Genomic DNA, 21599 nt, shown 5'->3' on the forward strand with positions numbered 1-21599 from the left:
GGCTCCTCCTTCGGATCCTTGACAGCCAGGCTCATCATGCAGGAGGCGTGCCGTTGGCGGCAAGTACGGGGCCGGCGAGATAGAGCGAGCCGGTGATCAGGATGCGCGGCGGCACCTCATAGGCCAGCATCGCGAGCCGCTGCAGCGCGGCGTCGACGCCGGGCGCGATCTCAACCCGCATGCCGAGCGCGCGCGCCGCATCGGCCAGCCGCTCGGGCGGCATTCCGCTGTCGCGCCCGGGCACAGGGACGGCGATGATGTGGCGCGTCAGCCCGGCGAAATTGGCGAGGAAGGCGCCGGCGTCCTTGTTGCCCATCATGCCGGCGACGACGACGAGCGGCCGCGATACGCGTTCCTCGAGATCGCCGAGGGCTGCGGCCGCGACCCGACCGCCTTCGGCATTGTGCCCGCCGTCGAGCCAGACCTCGCTGCCTTGCGGCCCCTGGCTGACGAGCGCGCCGGAGACCAGCCGCTGCATTCGCGCTGGCCACTCGGCATTGACGATACCGGCTTCATAGGCGGCCATGTTGAGCTTGAACGCGTCGATCGCGCGCAGTGTCGCGATCGCAAGTCCGGCATTGTCGAACTGGTGACGGCCGAACAGTTTTGGCGCCGCGAGATCCAGCAATCCGCGTTCGTCCTGATAGACCAGCCGGCCGCGCTCGACGCCGACATGCCATTGCTGCCCCGCCGCGTGCAGCGGTGCGCGCATGCGGCTTGCCTGCGCCTCGATCACCGCCATCGCCTCCGGTGCCTGCTCGGCACAGATCACCGACACCTTGCGCTTGATGATCGCAGCCTTCTCGCCGGCAATCGACGTCAGCGTGTCGCCGAGGAATTCCATGTGATCCATGCTGACCGGCGCGATGACCGAGGCGAGCGGCGTCTCGACCACATTGGTCGAATCGAGCCGGCCGCCGAGCCCGACCTCGAGCAGCGCGACGTCGGCCGGATGCTTTGCAAACAGGCAGAACGCGACCGCGGTCTCCATCTCGAAGACGGTGACGGGATTACCGGCGTTGACCCGCTCGCAATGCTCGAACGTTGCATGCAGCTCGTCGTCATCGACGAGCCTGCCACCGCCGACCGCGCCCAGCCGGTAGCATTCGTTGATCCGTACCAGATAGGGCGAGGTGAAGACGTGCACGCGCAGGCCGGCGGCCTCCAGGATCGCACGCAAATAAGCGATCGTGGACCCCTTGCCGTTGGTGCCGGCGACATGGATCACCGGCGGCAGCTTGCGCTCGGGGTGATCGAGCCCCTTCATCAGACCGAGCATGCGATCGAGGCTGAGATCGATGCGCTTGGGGTGCAGCGCCGACACCCGCGCGATCAACGCCTCGAACGAGGACGGTGATGAGGCGGCTCTGTCGGTCACGCGTGCGGCGCGGCCGGCACCGTCTCCGGAGCCGTGACGATCTGGGCCGGCGCCGTGACGGCGGCCGTGGGTTTCGACGAGGTTTCGAGTGCCGGCGACTTCGTCAGCAGGCGGCACAGCCGCGCCAGCGTCGCTCTCATGTCGTGGCGATGCACGACCATGTCGACCATGCCATGCTCGCGCAGATATTCGGCGCGCTGAAATCCTTCGGGGAGCTTCTCGCGGATGGTCTGCTCGATCACGCGGGCGCCGGCAAAGCCGATCAGCGCGCCGGGCTCGGCGATGTGAATGTCACCGAGCATCGCGTAGGAGGCGGTGACGCCGCCGGTGGTCGGATTGGTCAGCACCACGATGTAAGGCTGCCGCGCCTCGCGCAGCATCTGCACCCCGACCGTGGTGCGCGGCATCTGCATCAGCGACAGGATGCCTTCCTGCATCCGCGCGCCGCCGCTCGCCGCGAACACGATGAAGGGCGACTTTTTCTCGACCGCAAGCTCGAGTCCGCGCACCATCGCTTCGCCGGCCGCCATGCCGAGCGAGCCACCCATGAAATCGAAATCCTGCACCGCGACCACGACGCCGGCGCCCTCGAGCTTGCCGTAGCCGACCTTGATCGCGTCGTTCAGGCCGGTCTTGGCGCGAGCGTCCTTGATGCGATCGGCGTATTTGCGCTCGTCGCGGAACTTGAGCGGATCGGCGATGACCTCGGGCAGCGCGATGTCGTACCAGGTCTCGTTGTCGAAGATCGACTTCAGCCGCGCCACCGCGCCCATGCGCATGTGGTAGTTCGAGCCCGGGATCACGAACTGGTTGGCCTCGACGTCCTTGTAGAACACGAGCTGCCCGGAATCCGGGCACTTGATCCAGAGATTCTCCGGCGTCTCGCGGCGCAGGATGTTGCGGATCTTCGGCCGGACGACGTTGGTGAGCCAATTCATGGTTCGCTCCGAAATGCGGATCGGTCCCGCATCACATGGTTATATGGCGGGGCCGGGCGACCCCGGCAAGCCGCGCTCCGCGGCCTTGTCGCCGCAAATTATGGCTTATTCAGCGGCCTGACGGGCGCCGCGGACCCCCTGGGCCAGCGCCGACACGAGGTCGGCCACGGCGGTGACGGTCTTCGGCGTCGCGCGGCCTTCGGCATCGAGGCTGCCGCGCACCGCATCGACGATCGCGGTGCCGACCACGGCGCCATTGGCGCTTTCGGCAATCGCACGCGCCGTCTCGGGGGTGCGGATGCCGAAGCCGACGCAGACAGGCAGCTCGGTGTGCCGTTTGATGCGGGCGACGGCTTCGCCAACCGCCTTCGAATCGGCGGCCGCGCTGCCGGTGATGCCGGTGATCGAGACGTAATAGACAAAGCCCGAGGTGTTGGCGAGCACCGCCGGCAGGCGCTTGTCGTCGGTGGTCGGCGTCGCCAGACGGATGAAGTTCAGTCCAGCCTTCATGGCCGGGATGCAGAGCTCGGAGTCTTCCTCCGGCGGCAGATCGACGATGATCAGGCCATCGACGCCGGCGGCCTTCGCATCGGCCAGGAAGGCGTCAACGCCGTAGATGTAGATCGGATTGTAGTAGCCCATCAGCACGATCGGCGTGGCGTTGTCCTCCTTACGGAAGCCGCGCACCATCTCCAGCGTCTTGCGCAGCGTCATGCCGCCCTTCAGCGCGCGCAGGCCGGCCGCCTGGATCGACGGACCGTCAGCCATCGGATCGGTGAATGGCATGCCGATCTCGATGATGTCGGCACCCGCCTTCGGCAGTGCCTTGACTATGTCGAGCGAGGTTTTTGCGTCGGGATCGCCCGCCATCACGAAGGTGACGAAAGCGGAGCGGCCCTGCTTCCTGAGGTCGGCGAACTTGGCGTCGATGCGGGTGGTCATGATGTGGCAGTCGCTGTGCTATACCTCTCCCCTCCGGGGAGAGGTCGGCTGCGCAGCAGCCGGGTGAGGGGGATGGAGCGATTCAAGGCGAGAGCGCGGAGCCTCCGCGCGTCACAGACCAACGCCGAGGCAACGCTCTGGCAAGCGTTGCGCAACCGAAGGCTGGCGCGATGGAAATTTCGCCGCCAGCACCCGATTGGCCGGTACATCGTCGATTTCGTGACCCTTGATGGCAAACTGATCGTCGAGGTCGATGGCGCGACGCATTCGACATCCGCAGAGCTGAAGCGCGACGAAGTCAGAACGGAAATCCTTGAAGCTTGCGGCTTTCTCGTCGTTCGGGTTTCTAACGTCGACGTGTACGAGAATCTGGAAGGCGTGCTCGAAATGATCGAGACCTCGCTTCGATTCGAGTGAAAGGAAAGACCCCTCACCCGGCCGCTACGCGGCCGACCTCTCCCCGACGGGGAGAGGTAAGGGAAGGGTGCGCGACTTGTCACTTCTTCCTGCCCTTCAAGATGTCGCCGACCTGCGGCACGTCCTTGTCGCCGCGGCCGGAGAGGTTGACCACCATCAGGTGGTCCTTCGGGCGCTGCGGTGCGAGTTCGGACAGTTTCGCGATGGCGTGCGCCGATTCCAGCGCGGGGATGATGCCTTCGAGCCGCGACAGCAACTGGAACGCGGCCAGCGCCTCCTCGTCGGTCGCCGACAGATATTTCACGCGGCCGGTCTCGTGCAGCCAGGAGTGCTCCGGCCCGATGCCGGGATAGTCGAGCCCGGCCGAGATCGAATGCGCTTCCTGGATCTGGCCGTCCTCGTCCATCAGGAGATAGGTGCGGTTGCCGTGCAGCACGCCGGGGCGGCCGCCGGCCAGCGAGGCGGCATGCAATTGCGTCAACCCATGGCCGGCCGCCTCGACGCCGAAGATCTCGACCGATGGATCGTCGAGGAACGGGTGGAAGAGGCCCATGGCATTGGAGCCGCCGCCGATGCAGGCGATCAGCGAATCCGGCAGGCGGCCCTCCGCCTCCTGCATCTGCGTGCGGGTCTCGTGGCCGATGACCGACTGGAAGTCGCGCACCATCATCGGATAGGGATGCGGACCCGCCACCGTGCCGATGCAATAGAATGTGTTGTGCACGTTGGTCACCCAGTCGCGCAGCGCGTCGTTCATCGCGTCCTTCAGCGTGCGCGCGCCCGACTGCACTGGAACGACCTTGGCGCCCAGCATCTCCATGCGGATCACGTTCGGCTGCTGACGTTCGACGTCGACCGCGCCCATATAGACCACGCATTCGAGGCCGAAGCGCGCGCACAGCGTCGCCGTCGCCACGCCGTGCTGGCCGGCACCGGTCTCGGCGATGATGCGCTTCTTGCCCATGCGCCGCGCGACCATGATCTGGCCGAGCACATTGTTCACCTTGTGCGAGCCGGTGTGATTGAGCTCCTCGCGCTTCAGATAGATCTTGGCGCCGCCGAAATGGTCGGTGAGGCGCTCGGCGAAATACAGCGGCGAGGGCCGGCCGACATAATCCTTCAGATAGGCGTTCATCTCAGCCTGGAACGACGGATCGGCCTTGGCCTCCGCATAGGCCTTCTCCAGGTCGAGGATCAGCGGCATCAGCGTTTCCGCCACGAAGCGTCCGCCGAAAATGCCGAAATGTCCGCGCTCGTCAGGGCCGGTGCGGAAGGAATTGGGCAGGGTTGGATTCATCGAACCATCAGTTCCTGGGTTGCGCGCGCGGCGCGGATGAAGGCGCGGATCAGCTCGGGATCCTTGACGCCGGGCGTGCGCTCGACACCCGACGAGACGTCGACACCGCCGGCACGGGTCACGGTGACGGCCTCGGCAACGTTGTCGGCGTGAAGCCCGCCCGAGACCATGTACGGCAGGGCAAGATCAAGATTTTCCAGCACGCGCCAATCGAACGGCGCACCGAGGCCACCCGGCCGCGTGGCGTCCTTCGGCGCCCGGGCATCGAACAGGATACGGTCGGCAACGCCGGCATAGCCCGGCAGCGGCGCGAGATCGGCAGCCGTCTCGACCGGCAGCGCCTTCATCAGCGGCAGGCCGAACTTCTGCTTGATATCGCGCAGCCGTGCCGTCGTCTCCTTGCCGTGCAGTTGCAGGATGTCAGGCCGCAGCGTCTCGACGATGTTTTCCAGGGTGGCGTCGTCGGCATCGACTGTCAGCGCGACCTTCACCGCGCGACCGTTAGCGCGCCTGCCGAGCTCGCGCGCGACCTCCAGGCCGATATGGCGGGGCGACGGCGGAAAGAACACGAACCCGACCATGTCGGCGCCGGCATCAAGCGCGACGTCGAGCGTCTCGCGCGTGGACAGGCCGCAGATTTTGACAAGCAGGGACATGGTCTCGAAACGGGTCGTCACTCTGAACGGGTTTTCGGGCGGCCGGAACCGGGGCGTACCCACGTCCGACGGGGCGGGTTCTACAACGTCGCGCCCTGCTTGTCTCGCCCGGCGGACCCGTAAAAGCCGGTTTGAGACGGCGCGGGAAGCTGGGGCGCATCGCCTCGGGCCGCGGCAGCCCTGAGATCGGCGAGCTCGGCGCGGGCCCGGCGGGCATCGGCCTCGTGCTGCCGGGCGGCGCGGCGCCAGCGGCCCTGCCGGAACCAGGTCGCGATGCCGCCCGCGAGCACTCCCAGAATCGCCGACGCGATGATCACGACGAACAGCGGCAATGTGACTGCGATCGTCGGCGTGACGGAATTGAAGGGATCAAACGACACCGTCACCCAGTGACGGTTGGCGACCGCGAAGATGATGAAGATCAGCCCCAGCGGAATGACGACCAATGCCGTGAAGAACTTTCGCATGACCATCTCTCACAGCGATGGAGAAAGCGCGGGCATGAGCCCGCGACACGGCACGCCTGAGCCCGTGCGCTACGCGTCAGCCTTTGGTGCGTCGACCTTCGACGCTTCAGCTTCGACGCCCTCGCGATTGAGACGCTCGCGCATCTCCTTGCCGGTCTTGAAGAACGGCACGCTCTTCTGATCGACCGGCACATGCTCGCCGGTACGCGGATTGCGGCCGGCACGCGCCGGACGATGCTTGACGGAGAATGCGCCAAAACCACGCAACTCGACACGATCGCCGCGCGCCAGCGCCGCGACGATCTCATCGAGAATCGCATTCACAATGTTCTCGACATCCCGCTGATAGAGGTGCGGGTTGTGCTCGGCGATACGCTGAACAAGTTCGGATTTGATCATCGAAAATGGGATCCGGGATCTCGCGGAAGTCCATTTCCGTGAAAATACCCTGCACTGTCAAGTCGCTAAATCAATTCCCGGCGTCGCGAATTAGGGTGACAAATAGCCCAATTGGGCCATTCCGCGATTCCCGCAGAGCGGGAATCGCCTCTACGACACGCCCTGGCACCGATCAGTTGGTTCCGGTTGGGGTCCACAAGGCCAACATGCCGTCAAGCCCGAATCGATCGACCGCCTGCACCATGCCACCCTGCTCGATCCGCCGCGCGATGGCGCCGAGGCCGAGCGCGTCGAGGGTTACGGACGCTGCGGTGCGCAGGAATGTCAGGTCGCCGAAGCGGGGATTGAGCTTGTAGTCGCGCACCGGAAGGCCGCTTTTCACCTTTTTTTCCGCAACGAGCCAAGCAACCGCGGTTTTCTCATCGCCGAGCTGATCGATCAGCTTGAGATCAAGCGCCTGCCTGCCGGTGAAGACGCGTCCATCCGCGACTTTCTGCAGCAGGGCGTCGTCCATGCCGCGCCGCTCCCTCACCAATCCCCGGAACCATGCATAGGAATCCTTCACCAGCGCGTCGATCGCGTCGCGCGCTTCGGGGCTGGTCGGCTCGAGGCCGTTCGGCGCCGCCTTCAACGGCGAAGACTTGATCTCCTCGACCTTCACGCCGACGGTTTTGAGAAGTTCTGAAACGTTTGGAAACTGGAAGAGCACGCCGATCGAGCCGACCAGCGATGTCTGCTGGGCGACGATGTGATCGGCCGCAAGCGCGGTGATGTAGCCGCCCGACGCGGCCAGACCCTCGACGACGACGACGAGCGGCTTCTTCGCCTTTAGTTGCACAAGCGAATCGTAGAGCTGCTCGGAGCCGGCGGTGGTGCCGCCCGGTGAATTGATGTGCACGACGACGGCCGCATAGCTCGATTTCTCGAGCCGCTCCAGCGCTTCGACGCGCTGCTGGTCACTGCGGATCAGCCCCTCGATCGTGACTCGCGCGATCGTGCCCTTGGTCTCGAACACGCCGCGTTCGCCGGTCGCGAACAGGCCGATCCCCACAATGGCCGCGATCACCACGATGGCGGCGGTGACACGCCAGAACGTCAACTTGCGTCTGATACGGCGGCGATCGACGATCACGTCTGAATCCAGCGACATCGAAATGCTCCAAGAATGTCCGCGCGTTTCTGCAATCGCAGCGTCACCATAACCTTAGCCAAATACATCAATTGCGACGCAATATGAAGAAAACAAGGCTCGCCGTATTGGCGCTACGTCCTCACCTCTCCTTGATACGTCCTCACCTCTCCTTGAAAAGGGGAGGTCGCTTTGCTCGTGAGAGCAAAGCGGGTGAGGATCGGCTCTCCCGGCATGGAGCATCGCCTGCGGCTGGACCCCCATCCCGACCTTCCCCCTTTTAGGGGGAAGGGGAAGACGGACCTGTGGCCACTCAATCAAAAAGGCCCCGGCTTGCGCCGGGGCCTGATTGGTTCGCGAAAACCCAAGCGAACGCTTACTTGTCGGTGCCGCGGTTCTTGAGCGCGGTGCCGAGGATGTCACCGAGCGTCGCACCCGAATCGGAGGAGCCGTACTGCGCGATGGCCTCCTTCTCCTCGGCGACTTCCAGCGCCTTGATCGAGACCTGCACCTTGCGGGCCTTCTTGTCGAACTGGATGACGCGGGCATCGACCTTCTCGCCGACGGCGAAGCGTTCGGCGCGCTGGTCGTTGCGGTCGCGGGCCAGCTCGGACCGCTTGATGAAGGTGGTGAACTCGGTGCCCGAGATCCGGACCTCGATGCCGCTCTCCTTCACCTCGAGCACTTCGCAGGTCACGACCGCGCCCTTCTTGACGTCGCCCGGCTCGGCGAAGGGGTCGCCTTCGAGCTGCTTGACGCCGAGCGAGATGCGCTCCTTTTCGACATCGACATCGAGCACCACGGCCTTGACCATGTCGCCCTTCTTGAAGTTGTCGATGACCTGCTCGCCCGGAAGCTTCCAGTCGAGGTCGGAGAGATGGACCATGCCGTCGACGTCGCCCTCGAGACCGAGGAACAGACCAAACTCGGTCTTGTTCTTGACCTCGCCCTCGACCACCGAACCGACCGGGAACTTCTCGACGAAGACCTCCCAGGGATTGCGCATGGTCTGCTTGAGACCGAGCGAGATGCGGCGCTTGACCGAATCCACTTCCAGGACCTGCACTTCGACTTCCTGCGAGGTCGAGACGATCTTGCCGGGGTGCATGTTCTTCTTGGTCCACGACATCTCGGAGACGTGGATCAGGCCTTCGATGCCCGGCTCGAGCTCGACGAACGCACCGTAGTCGGTGATGTTGGTGACGCGGCCGGTGAAGCGGGCGCCGAGCGGATACTTGGCTTCGATGCCCTGCCACGGATCGTCCAGCAGTTGCTTCATGCCGAGCGAGATGCGGTGTGTCTCGTGGTTGATCTTGATGATCTTGACCTTCACGGTCTGGCCGATCGACAGCACCTCGGTCGGGTGATTGACGCGACGCCAGGCGATATCGGTCACGTGCAGCAGGCCGTCGATGCCGCCGAGGTCAACGAACGCACCGTAATCGGTGATGTTCTTGACCACGCCGTCGATCACCTGACCCTCTTCGAGGTTCTGCACCAGCTCCTGGCGCTGCTCGGCGCGGGTCTCTTCGAGAACCGTGCGGCGCGACACCACGATGTTGCCGCGGCGGCGGTCCATCTTGAGGATCTGGAACGGCTGCGAGTTGTTCATCAGCGGCGCAACGTCGCGGATCGGACGGATATCGACCTGCGAGCGCGGCAGGAAGGCAACTGCGCCGTCGAGGTCGACGGTGAAGCCGCCCTTGACCTGATTGAAGATGACGCCGTTGACCTTTTCGTTGTTCTGGAACGCCTTCTCGAGCTTGCCCCAGCTCTCTTCGCGGCGCGCCTTGTCGCGCGACAGCACGGCTTCGCCGAGCGCATTCTCGATGCGGTCGAGGAACACCTCGACGGTGTCGCCGACCTTCAGATCGCTTTCACGGCCGGGGCCGGCGAATTCGCGCAGCGCCACGCGGCCTTCTGTCTTCAGGCCGACGTCGATGACGGCCATGTCCTTCTCAATTGCAACCACCTTGCCCTTGATGACCGAGCTTTCCTGCAAATTGCCGCCGGCAAAGGACTCATCAAGCATCGCCGCGAAGTCGTCGCGGGTCGGGTTATAGGAAGACACAGTATTGGAAGCCATTTGTTCTCCAGATGCGGGGAATTGCCGGCCGTTCGGGTTGATGGGCGCACCGTGCGTGAAGTGTCGGGGTTCCGCAAACCCTGACGACCGCTCGTTGCAGGAGGCGCAACAGCGGGCCGGCAGCAGACTGCACGTTCGGTACGTTTGATTGATCCGGAGCCAGAAACGCGAATATCGACTTCGAGACCTGGGAGCGGGCGTTCCTCCAGATGCGGCAAGGGCTCAAACCCAACACCGGCCCGCTTCAGACACAGCCTCGACACCGTCGATGGTGGCCCGGACGGCGCTGATATAGCCCTGCAAGCTGCTTTCGGCAAGCGCGAAATGCCCCATTTTACGGGACTTTCCGGCCCGAAGAGCCTCGCATTGACCTCCGGTGTCAGCGCCTTGCGCGCGCCCGTTCGACGATGGCGATGGCGGCGCGCACACCCGCCTCGATGTCGAGGTTGGAATTGTCCAGGGTGTGGGCGTCCGGCGCTGCACGCAGCGGCGCGATAGCGCGATTTTTGTCGCGCTCGTCGCGCTTGAGGATGTCGGCCAGCACCGCTTCCTCGTCGGCATCCTCGCCACGGGCGCGGGCCTCCAGCGTCCGCCGCCGCGCGCGCACCCTGGGGTCGGCAACCACGAAGATCTTCACGTCGGCGTCAGGGCAGATCACAGTGCCGATGTCGCGCCCGTCGAGCACCGCGCCAGGCGGATCGGCGGCGAACTGGCGCTGGAAGTTGACCAGCACCTCGCGCACCCTGGGAAAGGCGGAAACCACGGACGCGCCTTCCCCGACCTGCTGCGTCTTGAGGATCGGATTGCCGAACTTCTCGGGATCGAGCTCGAGCGCCGCGGCCACCGCGAGCGCCTCATTGTTGAGGTCGGCCCCTGCCGCCATCATCGCATAGGCCACCGCGCGGTAGATCACGCCGGTATCGAGATGGCGATAGCCATAGTGGTGGGCGAGCCGCTTGCCGAGCGTGCCCTTGCCCGAGGCGGCGGGACCGTCGATGGCGATGATCATGCGAAGTCAGCTCCGAGCGAGCGCATCATCGGAATGAAATCCGGAAAACTGGTGGCGATGAAGGTGGTGTCATCGATCTTGACCGGCTTGTCGGAGGCGCAGCCCATCACCAGCGCCGACATCGCGATGCGATGATCCATATGGGTCGCGACCAAGCCACCGCCGGGAACATGACCGCGGCCCTCGACAATCAGATCGTCGCCGGAAACCTCGACCTTGACGCCATTGACGCGCAGCATGTCGGCGGTGGCTTCGAGCCGGTCGGATTCCTTGACCCGCAGCTCCTGCAGGCCGCGCATGATGGTGGTGCCCTCGGCAAAGCTCGCCGCGACCGCCAGCACCAGATATTCGTCGATCATCGACGGCGCACGCTCCGGCGGCACCTCGACGCCGCGCAGCTTCGAGGCACGAACGCGCAACTGCGCCATTGGTTCACCGGCGTCGGCGCGGACCCCGCTCTCCTCGATGGAGGCGCCCATCTCGCGCAGCGTGGTGAGGAGGCCGGTGCGCAGCGGATTGGTCATCACGTCCGAGAATACGACGTCGGAACCTTCGACCATCAGCGCCGCCACGATCGGGAATGCTGCCGAGGAGGGATCGGCCGGCACCACGACCTCGGCGCCATGCAGCTCGGGCTCGCCGTCGAGCGTGATCCTGCGGCCATGGCTGCCTTCCTTCTCCGAGGAGATCTCGGCGCCGAAATGCCTGAGCATCAGCTCGGTATGGTCGCGGCTCGCTTCCTGCTCGATCACGGTGGTGACGCCGGGCGCGGACAGCCCCGCCAGCAGCACCGCGGACTTGATCTGGGCCGAGGCAACCGGCGTCTTGTAGACGATGGGCACCGGATAACGCGCCCCGTGCAGGGTCAGCGGCAGCCGGCCGCCCTCGCGGACATCGCTGGTCCTGGCGCCCATCAGCTCCAGCGGATCAAGGATGCGGCGCATCGGGCGCGAGCGCAGCGAGGCATCGCCATCGAAAACTGCCGCGATCGGACAACCCGCGACCGCGCCCATCACCAGCCGGCAGCCCGTGCCGGAATTGCCGAAATCGAGCGCGGCGGCGGGCTTGGCGAAGCCGCCAACCCCGACGCCGGAGACCGACCAGGCAAATGGCCCGGTCCGCTCCACCCTGGCGCCCAGCGCGCGCATGGATTTCGCGGTATTGAGCACGTCCTCGCCTTCCAGCAGGCCGGAAATGCGGGTTTCGCCGACCGCGAGCGCTCCCAGGATCAGGGCGCGATGGGAAATCGATTTGTCGCCGGGAACGCGGACTTTGCCGGCCAAGGGGCCGCTCGCACGGGATTCCAGTGGGGTCGGGGTGTCTGAATGGGCCAAGATGGTGTCCTCTCGCGCCGCGGCAGGTATCACATAGGCAACATCACGTCACGCGCCCGTCAAATGCGCGCAAAACCGCTATTGACAGCGGCCCCTCAACTAGCCAAGTGAAGCTCCGTTTTTCAGAGACATTCCCAGGATTACCACGTGGCCAAGTCCGATCTCGGAACCAAGCGCATTTGCCCGACCACGGGCAAGAAGTTCTACGATCTCAACAAGAATCCGGTGATCTCGCCTTACACCGGCGAGGTCGTGCCGATCGCGCCGGTGGCCCCGCCGCGGGGCCGTGGCGCCAACGTCAGCTCGCCCTCGACCGCAGCCGACATGCCGGAGACGGCCGAGACCGAAGAGTTGGTCTCGCTCGAGGAGGCCGATGCCGAGGAGAACACCGGCAAGGTCAAGGCTCAAGTTCCCGAATCCGAGGACGACATCGAGATCGATGAGAGCATCGAGGACGATGACGACGACGATTCGACCTTCATCGCCGACGAGGAAGAGGGCGATGAGGACGTCACCGACATCATTGGTGACGTCGGAGGTGACGAAGAGACTTGAGATCGGCCGTGATCTGTGATCAACGGTGCTCCGCGCGAGTCGCCTAGGACTCGCCGGACGGGACTGATCCCTGGTATCGTCCCACTGGAGACTTAAGGGGCCATAGCTCAGCTGGGAGAGCGCTTGCATGGCATGCAAGAGGTCGGCGGTTCGATCCCGCCTGGCTCCACCACGCTTCGCCCTTCGGGCTACGCGTGGCGCAGCCACGCAAGAGCCTGGAGGGCGAAGCGTGGTGTCCGGCGTAGCCCGCAGGGCGAAGACGGATGGCCTGGAATCCCTGCCCTTAGCGCCCGCCCGTGGATGCCAATGTGGTACGTCTACATCATCCGCAGCATCGATTTCCCTGACCAGGAATACGTTGGTGCCACCGAAGACCTGAAGCGACGACTTCCTGAGCACAACGCCGGCAAGTCGGCGCACACCTCAAAATTCCGGCCCTGGCAGCTCGTCTGGTACTGCGTTCCCGGACAAGTACAAAGCTCTCGCGTTCGAGAAGTACCTTAAATCGCACTCCGGCCGCGCCTTCGCCAAGACGCGCCTCTAGCCCCCTACTCCCCCAGCACCGCATTCAGCCGGTCGCGCAGCGCGACGATCTCGTCCTTCACCGCCAGCAATTCGCCGACTGAGCAGGCCGATGCCGCGAGGATCGACTGCGGGACAGACTTGGCCTTTTCACGCAGCGCGTGGCCCTGGGCCGTCAGCGCGATCAGCACCTGACGCTCGTCCTCGGTGCTGCGGGTTCGCTTGATCAGTTCCGCCGCCTCCAGCCGTTTCAGCAGCGGCGTCAGCGTGCCTGAATCGAGAAACAGGCGTTGGCCGATATCCTTGAGCGGGACGCCGTCGCGCTCCCACAGCGTCAGCATGACGAGATATTGCGGATAGGTCAGGCCGAGCTTGTCGAGCAACGGCTTGTAGACGCGATTGAAAGCGTGCGCGGTCGAATAGACCGCAAAGCAGATCTGGTTATCGAGCCGCAGCGCCTGATCGGCCGCCGTCTGTTTCCTGACCATGGAAATCCGTCGTGTCACATTCCCGGGTCATTGTGGGCTTGCGGCGGCACAGATTCAATTGCGAACAATTAAATGTGAGGCCGCATAATTTATATTGCGCGCAATCTAACTTTGCGCGATCTATTTGATCGTCGAATTTCAACAAGGGAGACCATGATGTCTGTGAACGTGCTCTACAAGACCAGCGCCAAGGCAACCGGCGGCCGTGACGGCCATGCGGCGACCCTCGACGGCGCGCTCGACGTCAAGCTCACGACGCCCAAGGAGCTTGGTGGCGGCGGTGGCGCCGGCAACAACCCGGAGCAACTGTTCGCGGCCGGCTATGCCGCCTGCTTCATCGGCGCCATGAAGTTCGTGGCCTCTCCGGGCGGGCCGAAGGTTCCCGCCGACGCCTCGGTGACCTCGACGGTCGGCATCGGCCCGCGCTCGGAAGGCGGCTTCGGCCTCACCGTGGACCTCGCGGTCTCGCTGCCCGGCGTTGCACGCGCGGACGCAGAAGCGCTGGTTGAGAAGGCGCATCAGGTGTGCCCCTATTCCAACGCGACCCGCGGCAATGTCGACGTCAAGCTGACCGTCGTCTAAGTCGCCTCCGTCCATGGTCCGCCGCCGCGCCGGCGGACCATCGATTCCCCGGCCGGCCCAAACGGGCGCCGGTTCGCGTGGCGAACGTCGGAGCGCCCGATTGCATGGGCCTGCGCGCGCGAGGGCATTGCTGCCTCGCTTGAACACCGTTAGCTCTGGACCCTCACCCACGACACCATCCGAGCGAAGGTTGCTTCTATGAATACCCCTGCGCCAACCGGCGCGATGACCGGACTGCGCGTGATCGATCTGACGCGCGTGCTCGGCGGCCCCTATTGCACGCAAATCCTTGCCGACCACGGCGCCGACGTGATCAAGGTCGAGCCGCCGGCGGGCGACGAAGTCCGAGACTGGGGCCCTCCCTTCCACGAGGAGGACGCGGCCTATTTCGTCGGCATCAACCGCAACAAGCGCTCGATCGGCCTCGATCTCGCCTCCGAGGGCGGACGCGCGGTGCTGATGAAGATGCTCGAGACTGCCGACGTGCTGATCGAGAACTTCAAGCCGGGAACGCTCGACAAATGGGGCATCGGCAATGACGTGCTGCGGGCGAAATTCCCACGCCTCGTGCATTGTCGCATCTGCGGCTTCGGCGCCGACGGCCCGCGCGGCGGCAATCCCGGCTACGACGCGATCATCCAGGCGATGACCGGCATGATCGCGGCGACCGGCTCGCCCGAGAGCGGACCGATGCGGATCGGCGTGCCGCTGGTCGACATCACCACCGGGCTCTATGCCGCGATCGGCATCCTGATGGCGCTGTCGGAGCGGCAGCGCTCGGGCCTCGGCCAGTTTCTCGAGACCACGCTGTACGAGACCGGCCTTGCAATCATGCATCCGCACACCGCGAACTACTTCATGCATGGCAAGCCGCCGTCGCTCACCGGCAACGAGCATCCGAACCTCGTTCCTTACGCGATCTTCCCGACCAAGACCGACAACATCTTCATCGGCGTCGGCAATGACGGGACGTTCCGCAAGCTCGCCAGGGAGATCGGCAAACCCGAGCTCGGCACCGATCCGCGCTTTGCCCGCAACAAGGACCGCATCGCCAATCGCGACGCGCTGCGCGAAGAGCTCGCCGCGGTGTTCAGCCAGCACGAGGCCGAGCCGCTGTGCAACCGACTGCTCGCCGCGGGCCTGCCGGCCGGGCCGGTGCAGAAGATCGACCAGGCGCTGACCAACCCGCACACGATCTACCGCGGCGACGTCATCGAGAAGGATTGGTACAAGGGCGTCGCCTCGCCGATCCGGCTCGATCGCACCAAGCCCAATTTGCGGCGGACGCCGCCGAAGTTCAGCCAGCACGCCGCGGAAGTGCTGGGCGAGTTCGGCTACTCCGGGGACGAGATCAGTGCCCTGGTTGACAAGGGCGTGGTCTGCGGCCCCGAACGCAAGCGCTAACCAGGTCGCTTCGACCAAAGGCCGGCCCCGCACCGATTGTGGGGCCGGCCTCGTTTGGTGCGCAGACACAAAACAAGCACTCCAGAGAAATCTCGCCTGATTCCCTCGGCCCCCCGGTGGACGAGCGCAATCAAGCGCCGAGCTGCGGTGCCATGTCACGCCTGACGTTGCACTGCACCGACGTGTTTGCGATCTCCGCCTTTTTTACCGCTTCCCTTCGCGCTGGCTTCCCCCGTACCATGGCTTTCGTTTATACGGTCATTTGAACGTCATCCGGCGCTGTTAACGCGCGTAACGAAACCTGACGTTCCATCCGGGAGGGATTTTGATGCTTTTTCGACGACTTGGCGCTGTCGCAGCGGCGTCTGCCACGCTTGCGTTCGCGTCACCCGCGTTTGCGGTGACAGAGATCCAGTGGTGGCATGCGATGACCGGCGCCAACAACGACGTCATCGTCAAGCTCGCCAACGATTTCAACGCCGCACAGAGCGATTACAAGGTCGTCCCGACCTATAAGGGCGGCTACGCGGACACGATGAACGCCGGCATCGCCGCGTTCCGCGCCGGCAACGCACCGGCCATCCTGCAAGTGTTCGAGGTCGGCACTGCGACGATGATGGCCGCCACCGGCGCCGTGAAACCCGTCTACAAGCTGATGCAGGATGCCGGAGAGAAGTTCGATCCGAAGGCGTATCTGCCCGCGATCACCGGCTATTACTCGACCTCGAAGGGCGAGATGCTGTCGTTCCCGTTCAACTCGTCATCGACGGTGATGTGGATCAATCTCGACGCGCTGAAGAAGGCCAACATCGCCGAGATTCCGAAAACCTGGCCGCAAGTGTTCGAGGACGCCAAGAAGCTGAAGGCGGCCGGTTACACCACCTGTGGCTTCTCCAACTCCTGGGTCACCTGGGTCAACCTCGAGCAGCTCTCGGCCTGGCACAACGTGCCGCTCGCGAGCAAGGCCAACGGCCTCGACGGCTTCGACACGGTGCTCGAGTTCAACGGCCCGCTGCAGGTCAAGCATCTCGAAAATCTGGTCGAGCTGCAAAAGGACAAGACCTACGACTATGCCGGCCGCACCAACACCGGTGAGGGCCGCTTCACTTCGGGCGAATGCCCGATCTACCTGACCTCGTCGGCGTTCTTCGGCAACGTCAAGGCGCAGGCCAAGTTCAACTTCACGGCGGCGCCAATGCCCTATTATCCCGACGTCAAGGGCGCGCCGCAGAACTCGATCATCGGTGGCGCTTCGCTCTGGGTGATGGGCGGCAAGTCGGCCGACGAATACAAGGGCGTGGCCAAGTTCCTGACCTTCCTGTCGGACACCGACCGCCAGGTCTGGATCCACAAGGCTTCCGGCTATCTGCCGATCACCAAGGCAGCGTATGAGAAGGCAAAGGCCGAGGGCTTCTACAAGGACCAGCCCTATCTCGAGACGCCGCTGCTCGAGCTGACCCACAAGGAGCCGACCGAGAATTCCCGCGGCCTGCGGCTCGGCAACATGGTGCAGCTCCGCGACGTCTGGGCGGAAGAGATCGAACAGGCGCTGGCCGGCAAGAAGACCGCCAAGCAGGCGCTCGATGCCGCCGTCGAACGCGGCAACCAGATGCTGCGGCAGTTTGAAAAAACCGCCGTCCGCTGAGATGATGCGCTAGACCACCGACCCGGCAGGCCGCATCCCGCGGCCTGCCATTTTTCCAGACCTCATGCAAAAGCAGTCGATTTTCCAATCAAAGCTGTTGCCCTACGCGCTGGTTGCCCCGCAACTCGCGATCGTCTTGATCTTTTTCTACTGGCCGGCCGCGCAGGCGGTGATCCAGTCGTTCCTGCTGCAGGATGCGTTCGGCCTCTCGACCACCTTCGTCTGGTTCGAGAACTATCTCGATCTGCTTAAGGAGCCGGCCTACTTCGACGCGATCGTGCGGACCTTCGCGTTCTCCTTCGCGATTGCGGTCTCCTCGCTGTCCTTCGCGCTGTTGCTGGCCGTGATGGCCGACAAGCCGCTACGCGGCTCCACGCTGTACCGCACGCTCTTGATCTGGCCCTATGCGGTGGCCCCACCGGTCGTCGGCGTACTCTGGATTTTCATGCTGCATCCGTCGCTCGGCGTGCTCTCGCGCCATCTGCGCGCGCTCGGTGTCGACTGGAATCCGCTGCTCAACGGCGACCAGGCTGCGCTCCTGATCATCCTTGCCGCAGCCTGGAAGCAGATTTCCTACAACTTCCTGTTCTTCCTCGCCGGCCTGCAGAGCATTCCAAAGAGCGTGCACGAGGCGGCCGCGATCGACGGCGCCCGGCCGATGCGGCGGTTCTGGACCGTGACCTTCCCGCTGCTGTCGCCGACCATCTTCTTCCTGCTGGTCGTCAATATCGTCTACGCCTTCTTCGACACCTTCGGCATCATCGACACGATGACCCGCGGCGGTCCCGGCAAGGCGACGGAAACGCTGGTGTACAAGGTCTATACCGACGGTCTGCTCGGCGGCAACCTCGGCTCCTCGGCGGCGCAATCGGTGATCCTGATGGCCATCGTCATCATGCTGACGGCGATCCAGTTCCGCTTCGTCGAACGCAAGGTGACCTACTGATGGTCGAGCAAGAGGGCATCCGGCGCTACGTCGCCCACGTCATCCTGTGGATCGGGATCGCGATCGTCGCGTTCCCGGTCTACCTCGCCATCGTCGCCTCGACGCAGGACAACGCTGTCATCGCCAACGGGCAGATGTCGCTGTTGCCCGGCGGCCATTTCTTCGAGACCTACTATCAGACGATCTTCGTCGGCTCGAGCGGCTCGACCCGCGAGCCGGTCGGCAGCATGATGCTGAACTCGCTGATCATGGCGCTGATGATCGCGATCGGCAAAATCGCGATCTCGATCATCTCGGCTTATGCAATCGTCTATTTCCGCTTTCCATTCCGGATGGCGATCTTCTGGATCATCTTCATCACCCTGATGCTGCCGGTCGAGGTGCGCATCTACCCAACCTACAAGATCGTCGCCGACCTGCATCTGCTCGACAGCTATGCCGGCCTGTCGCTGCCACTGATCGCTTCCGCCACCGCGACGCTACTGTTCCGGCAATTCTTCATGACCGTGCCGGATGAATTGCTGGAGGCCTCGCGGATCGACGGCGCGGGTCCGTTCCGCTTCTTCTGGGATACGCTATTGCCGCTGTCGCGCACCAACATGGCGGCGCTGTTCGTGATCCTGTTCATCCTCGGCTGGAACCAGTATCTGTGGCCGCTGCTGATCACGACGCGCGACGACATGCAGACCATCCAGATCGGCATCCGCAAGATGATCACCACGACCGACGCGCTGACCGAATGGCCGGTGGTGATGGCAACCGCGGTGCTCGCGATGCTGCCGCCGGTGTTCGTCGTCGTCGTGATGCAGAAACTGTTCGTGCGCGGATTGGTGGAGACGGAAAAGTGAGAGGAGCGAGCAGCGAATGGCGAATAGCGAGTGGCGCTGCTGCGCCAAGCCCAACCATCTGCCTTCCCCTACTCGCTATGCCCCACTCGCTGTTCGCCGGTGAAACCAATGGCTAACGTCACGCTGCGCAGCGTCCGCAAGACCTATCCCGGCGGCTTCGAGGCCATCAAGGGCGTCGACGTCGATGTCGGCGACGGTCAGTTCTGCGTGCTGGTCGGCCCCTCCGGCTGCGGCAAGTCCACGCTTCTGCGCATGGTCGCGGGGCTCGAGACCGTCACCGGCGGCGAGATCGACATCGGCGGCCGCGTCGTCAACCAGGTCGAGCCCGCCGACCGCGACATCGCGATGGTGTTCCAGAACTACGCGCTCTATCCGCATATGAGCGTCTACAACAACATGGCCTACGGCCTGCGCAACCGCGGCATGGCGGAGGCCGAGATCAAGACCCGCGTCGAGGAAGCCGCGCGCATCCTCGAGCTTGCGCCGATGCTGCAGCGCAAGCCGCGGCAGCTCTCCGGCGGCCAGCGTCAGCGCGTCGCGATGGGCCGCGCGATCGTCCGTCAGCCCAAGGTGTTCCTGTTCGACGAGCCGCTGTCGAACCTCGATGCCAAGCTGCGCATCGCTATGCGCGTCGAGATCCGCAAGCTGCAACGTCGCCTCAACACCACGTCGATCTACGTCACCCACGACCAGCTCGAAGCGATGACGCTCGCCGACATTCTCGTGGTCATGAACGCAGGCCAGGTCGAGCAGATCGGCAATCCGCTGGAGATCTATCAGAGGCCTGCCACCACCTTCGTCGCCTCCTTCATCGGCGCGCCGCCGATGAATCTGATGCCGCTGCGGTCGGACGAGCTGAAATCGCAGATCGCCGGTGTCGATGGCGCCGGCATCGTCGGCATCCGACCTGAGGATTTCGTGATCTCCAGCGAGACCGCTCCCGGCGGGGTCGCGCTCGGGCTGACGGTCGAGGCGATCGAGCACGTCGGTGCCGAAACCTTTGTCTATGGCAGCCGCCGGCACGAGGAACAGGGCGTCGCCGCCAACCCTGGCGACTTGCCGCCCGGTGAGGTCATCGTCCGGGTTCCAGGCGCGTCCGGGCCGGCGATCGGCGAGCGAATTCGCGCGGTCGCGTCCCGCGACAAGCTGCATCTATTTACCGCCGACGGCCGCAAGCGCATCGGCCAATGACCGACCCGGAAGATTAACCGCGATCCTGCGAACCATTTATGCTGGTTTCAGAGGCGCTTGAACGCTATCCAAATCACCCCCATATTGCTTGCTGATCGGCGGGCAAGAGGCCCGTCGATTGCATGGGGTGCCGCAAGGGCCCCTCAAAGTCGCTTCGAGAGGACTTTGTAATGTCTCGTGTTCCATCGTTGTCCAGTCCGTTCCTTCTGGGATTCGACGAAATCGAGCGTGCGCTCGATCGCGTCGTGAAGGGTGCCGACGGCTATCCTCCCTACAACATCGAGCGGTTCGACCGTACCAACGGCCAACCGGAGCGCCTGCGCATCACGCTGGCGGTGGCGGGTTTCACCCGCGATCAACTCGATGTGACCATTGAGGAAAACCAGCTCGTCATCCGCGGCCGCCAACAGGACGACAAGGCTCGGCAATACATCCATCGCGGCATTGCCGCGCGCCACTTCCAGCGCACTTTCGTGCTGGCGGAGGGGATGCAGGTGCTGGGCGCGGATCTGAAGAACGGGCTGTTGTCGATTGATCTGGCCAGGCCGGAACCTGAACGGGTCATTAAGACAATCGCTATCAATGAACACGAATAATAGAAACCTGGAGCGGACTCGACCGCTTGTACCACTGAGGAGTCGAGACCATGAGTGAACTGAGTACCACATTCGAAACCGAGAGCGTCACGCCGGAAGCGCTGGCCCATCTGGGCGAGGGTCACATCGCCTATGTGAAGCAGGTCCGTTCCGAGGACGTGCCGGATCTCTTTCCGCAAGCGCCGAGCCTTGCGCCAGGTCTCAAGCTGTTTGCACTCCACGCCGCCGACGGCACGCCGATCATGCTGACCGACAGCCGCGAGGCCGCGATCGCCAACGCCTGGAGCAATGAATTGCAGGCCGTGAGCGTCCACTGACGCGCAAGGCCGACTTCCGCATCCGCGAGTTCAAATGCGCGGGCATGCCTCGATAGAGATCGAGGCGGCGCGCGCATTTTCTTTCAGGACGATGATGCAGCGAGGAGCGGTGTCATGCACTGCTGCACCTCGCCGGGAACACTATAGTCACGCATCAGCGTCCGGCTGTTGCGCAGGCCGCACGCTTCACGCTGCACCACCAGCATCCAGAGCGCGTGGCCGGCTTCCCGCACCAGGATGCGCCGGGCCTGCCGCGTTGCTTCGGAGCGCGGATGAGCGGCATCGAACGCCCGCAGCTTGGCGAGAGCGTCTTCCAGCGCACGCCCCATTCGCCCAAGCGCAGTCGCCCTCTCTTCGGCGAGCTCATAGGCGAGAACGTCGACGGGAACACGATCAAGGCGAAAATCGCGGGACATCCGATATCCCCTGGCTCGCTGCGATACAGGAGCCGTA

23 protein-coding genes, 1 tRNA gene and 1 pseudogene are annotated in these 21599 nt (G+C 64.3%); 12 read left to right on the forward strand and 13 right to left on the reverse strand.

From position 1 onward, the window contains the following. Nucleotides 1-34: 34 nt before the first annotated feature. The 3 genes from P6U25_RS00380 to trpA all read right to left on the reverse strand — a co-directional run bounded on the left by P6U25_RS00380 (nt 35) and on the right by trpA (nt 3258). Nucleotides 35-1279, reverse strand: coding sequence for a bifunctional folylpolyglutamate synthase/dihydrofolate synthase (locus tag P6U25_RS00380; RefSeq protein WP_407152712.1), 1245 nt, complete (start codon nt 1277-1279; stop codon nt 35-37). A 95-nt stretch (nt 1280-1374) separates the two neighbouring features. Next, nucleotides 1375-2316 carry an acetyl-CoA carboxylase, carboxyltransferase subunit beta gene (gene accD / locus P6U25_RS00385; protein ID WP_407149476.1) on the reverse strand — a complete coding sequence of 314 codons (942 nt, stop codon included), beginning with the start codon at nt 2314-2316 and terminating at the stop codon, nt 1375-1377. A 105-nt stretch (nt 2317-2421) separates the two neighbouring features. Further along, complete coding sequence (trpA, locus tag P6U25_RS00390) at nt 2422-3258, reverse strand: tryptophan synthase subunit alpha (RefSeq protein ID WP_407149477.1); 837 nt, start codon at nt 3256-3258, stop codon at nt 2422-2424. 72 nt (nt 3259-3330) lie between these two features. Between trpA and P6U25_RS00395 the strand changes: the two genes are divergently transcribed. After that, nucleotides 3331-3675: an endonuclease domain-containing protein gene (locus tag P6U25_RS00395; protein ID WP_407149478.1), complete on the forward strand. Its 345-nt coding sequence runs from the start codon at nt 3331-3333 to the stop codon at nt 3673-3675. Between the two features lie 79 nt (nt 3676-3754). On the opposite strand, the gene trpB is transcribed toward P6U25_RS00395, so the two are convergent. The 8 genes from trpB to aroA all read right to left on the reverse strand — a co-directional run bounded on the left by trpB (nt 3755) and on the right by aroA (nt 12052). Continuing rightward, nucleotides 3755-4972, reverse strand: a complete 1218-nt coding sequence (gene trpB, locus P6U25_RS00400; protein ID WP_407149479.1) for a tryptophan synthase subunit beta — start codon at nt 4970-4972, stop codon at nt 3755-3757. Beyond that, nucleotides 4969-5628, reverse strand: a complete 660-nt coding sequence (locus tag P6U25_RS00405) for a phosphoribosylanthranilate isomerase (RefSeq protein ID WP_407149480.1) — start codon at nt 5626-5628, stop codon at nt 4969-4971. The genes trpB and P6U25_RS00405 overlap by 4 nt, the downstream gene beginning before the upstream one ends. A gap of 80 nt (nt 5629-5708) precedes the next feature. After that, entirely contained in the window at nt 5709-6095 is a 387-nt protein-coding gene (locus P6U25_RS00410; RefSeq protein ID WP_407149481.1) for a lipopolysaccharide assembly protein LapA domain-containing protein, read from the reverse strand. Between the two features lie 69 nt (nt 6096-6164). Further along, complete coding sequence (locus P6U25_RS00415) at nt 6165-6494, reverse strand: integration host factor subunit beta (protein WP_407149482.1); 330 nt, start codon at nt 6492-6494, stop codon at nt 6165-6167. Between the two features lie 172 nt (nt 6495-6666). After that, nucleotides 6667-7644, reverse strand: a complete 978-nt coding sequence (sppA, locus tag P6U25_RS00420) for a signal peptide peptidase SppA (protein ID WP_407149483.1) — start codon at nt 7642-7644, stop codon at nt 6667-6669. Between the two features lie 355 nt (nt 7645-7999). Beyond that, complete coding sequence (rpsA, locus tag P6U25_RS00425; RefSeq protein WP_407149484.1) at nt 8000-9709, reverse strand: 30S ribosomal protein S1; 1710 nt, start codon at nt 9707-9709, stop codon at nt 8000-8002. Between the two features lie 379 nt (nt 9710-10088). Further along, nucleotides 10089-10718, reverse strand: coding sequence for a (d)CMP kinase (gene cmk / locus P6U25_RS00430; RefSeq protein ID WP_407149485.1), 630 nt, complete (start codon nt 10716-10718; stop codon nt 10089-10091). Next, on the reverse strand, nt 10715-12052 hold the full coding sequence (gene aroA / locus P6U25_RS00435) for a 3-phosphoshikimate 1-carboxyvinyltransferase (protein WP_407149486.1): 1338 nt from the start codon (nt 12050-12052) through the stop codon (nt 10715-10717). The genes cmk and aroA overlap by 4 nt, the downstream gene beginning before the upstream one ends. Nucleotides 12053-12199: 147 nt before the next feature. Between aroA and P6U25_RS00440 the strand changes: the two genes are divergently transcribed. From P6U25_RS00440 to P6U25_RS00450, 3 genes and pseudogenes are all read left to right on the forward strand, one after another. Next, the gene (locus P6U25_RS00440; RefSeq protein WP_407149487.1) at nt 12200-12607 is read left to right on the forward strand and encodes a TIGR02300 family protein; all 408 of its coding nucleotides are present in this window, start codon (nt 12200-12202) and stop codon (nt 12605-12607) included. A gap of 96 nt (nt 12608-12703) precedes the next feature. Continuing rightward, a tRNA-Ala gene (locus P6U25_RS00445) sits at nt 12704-12779 on the forward strand. 134 nt (nt 12780-12913) lie between these two features. After that, nucleotides 12914-13151: pseudogene (locus tag P6U25_RS00450) on the forward strand (GIY-YIG nuclease family protein). A gap of 4 nt (nt 13152-13155) precedes the next feature. Here P6U25_RS00450 and P6U25_RS00455 read toward each other — a convergent pair. Beyond that, complete coding sequence (locus P6U25_RS00455; RefSeq protein WP_407149488.1) at nt 13156-13617, reverse strand: MarR family winged helix-turn-helix transcriptional regulator; 462 nt, start codon at nt 13615-13617, stop codon at nt 13156-13158. A 156-nt stretch (nt 13618-13773) separates the two neighbouring features. Here P6U25_RS00455 and P6U25_RS00460 point away from each other — a divergent pair, with 156 nt between their 5' ends. The 8 genes from P6U25_RS00460 to P6U25_RS00495 all read left to right on the forward strand — a co-directional run bounded on the left by P6U25_RS00460 (nt 13774) and on the right by P6U25_RS00495 (nt 21146). Continuing rightward, nucleotides 13774-14199, forward strand: a complete 426-nt coding sequence (locus tag P6U25_RS00460; RefSeq protein ID WP_407149489.1) for an organic hydroperoxide resistance protein — start codon at nt 13774-13776, stop codon at nt 14197-14199. A 198-nt stretch (nt 14200-14397) separates the two neighbouring features. Continuing rightward, nucleotides 14398-15603, forward strand: a complete 1206-nt coding sequence (locus P6U25_RS00465; protein ID WP_407149490.1) for a CaiB/BaiF CoA transferase family protein — start codon at nt 14398-14400, stop codon at nt 15601-15603. A gap of 328 nt (nt 15604-15931) precedes the next feature. Beyond that, nucleotides 15932-17248: a sn-glycerol-3-phosphate ABC transporter substrate-binding protein UgpB gene (gene ugpB, locus P6U25_RS00470; RefSeq protein WP_407149491.1), complete on the forward strand. Its 1317-nt coding sequence runs from the start codon at nt 15932-15934 to the stop codon at nt 17246-17248. Between the two features lie 64 nt (nt 17249-17312). Then, nucleotides 17313-18194, forward strand: coding sequence for a sn-glycerol-3-phosphate ABC transporter permease UgpA (ugpA, locus tag P6U25_RS00475; RefSeq protein ID WP_407149492.1), 882 nt, complete (start codon nt 17313-17315; stop codon nt 18192-18194). After that, entirely contained in the window at nt 18194-19042 is an 849-nt protein-coding gene (gene ugpE / locus P6U25_RS00480) for a sn-glycerol-3-phosphate ABC transporter permease UgpE (protein WP_407149494.1), read from the forward strand. Before ugpA ends, ugpE begins: the two co-directional genes overlap by 1 nt. A 108-nt stretch (nt 19043-19150) precedes the next feature. After that, a complete protein-coding gene (locus P6U25_RS00485) occupies nt 19151-20233 on the forward strand; it encodes a sn-glycerol-3-phosphate import ATP-binding protein UgpC (protein ID WP_407149495.1) in 1083 nt (360 codons plus the stop codon). A gap of 170 nt (nt 20234-20403) precedes the next feature. Next, nucleotides 20404-20829 carry an Hsp20 family protein gene (locus P6U25_RS00490; protein ID WP_280978327.1) on the forward strand — a complete coding sequence of 142 codons (426 nt, stop codon included), beginning with the start codon at nt 20404-20406 and terminating at the stop codon, nt 20827-20829. Nucleotides 20830-20879: 50 nt separating this feature from the next. After that, nucleotides 20880-21146: a DUF1150 domain-containing protein gene (locus tag P6U25_RS00495; RefSeq protein WP_280974701.1), complete on the forward strand. Its 267-nt coding sequence runs from the start codon at nt 20880-20882 to the stop codon at nt 21144-21146. Nucleotides 21147-21229: 83 nt separating this feature from the next. Here the strand turns inward: P6U25_RS00495 and P6U25_RS00500 are convergent, their stop codons facing one another. Next, nucleotides 21230-21562 (reverse strand): DUF6665 family protein, encoded by a 333-nt coding sequence (locus tag P6U25_RS00500; protein ID WP_407149496.1) that lies wholly within the window; start codon nt 21560-21562, stop codon nt 21230-21232. Between the last annotated feature and the right edge of the window lie 37 nt (nt 21563-21599).

The sequence above is a fragment of the Bradyrhizobium sp. ORS 86 genome, from assembly GCF_045571475.1.
Taxonomy (GTDB): Bacteria; Pseudomonadota; Alphaproteobacteria; order Rhizobiales; family Xanthobacteraceae; genus Bradyrhizobium.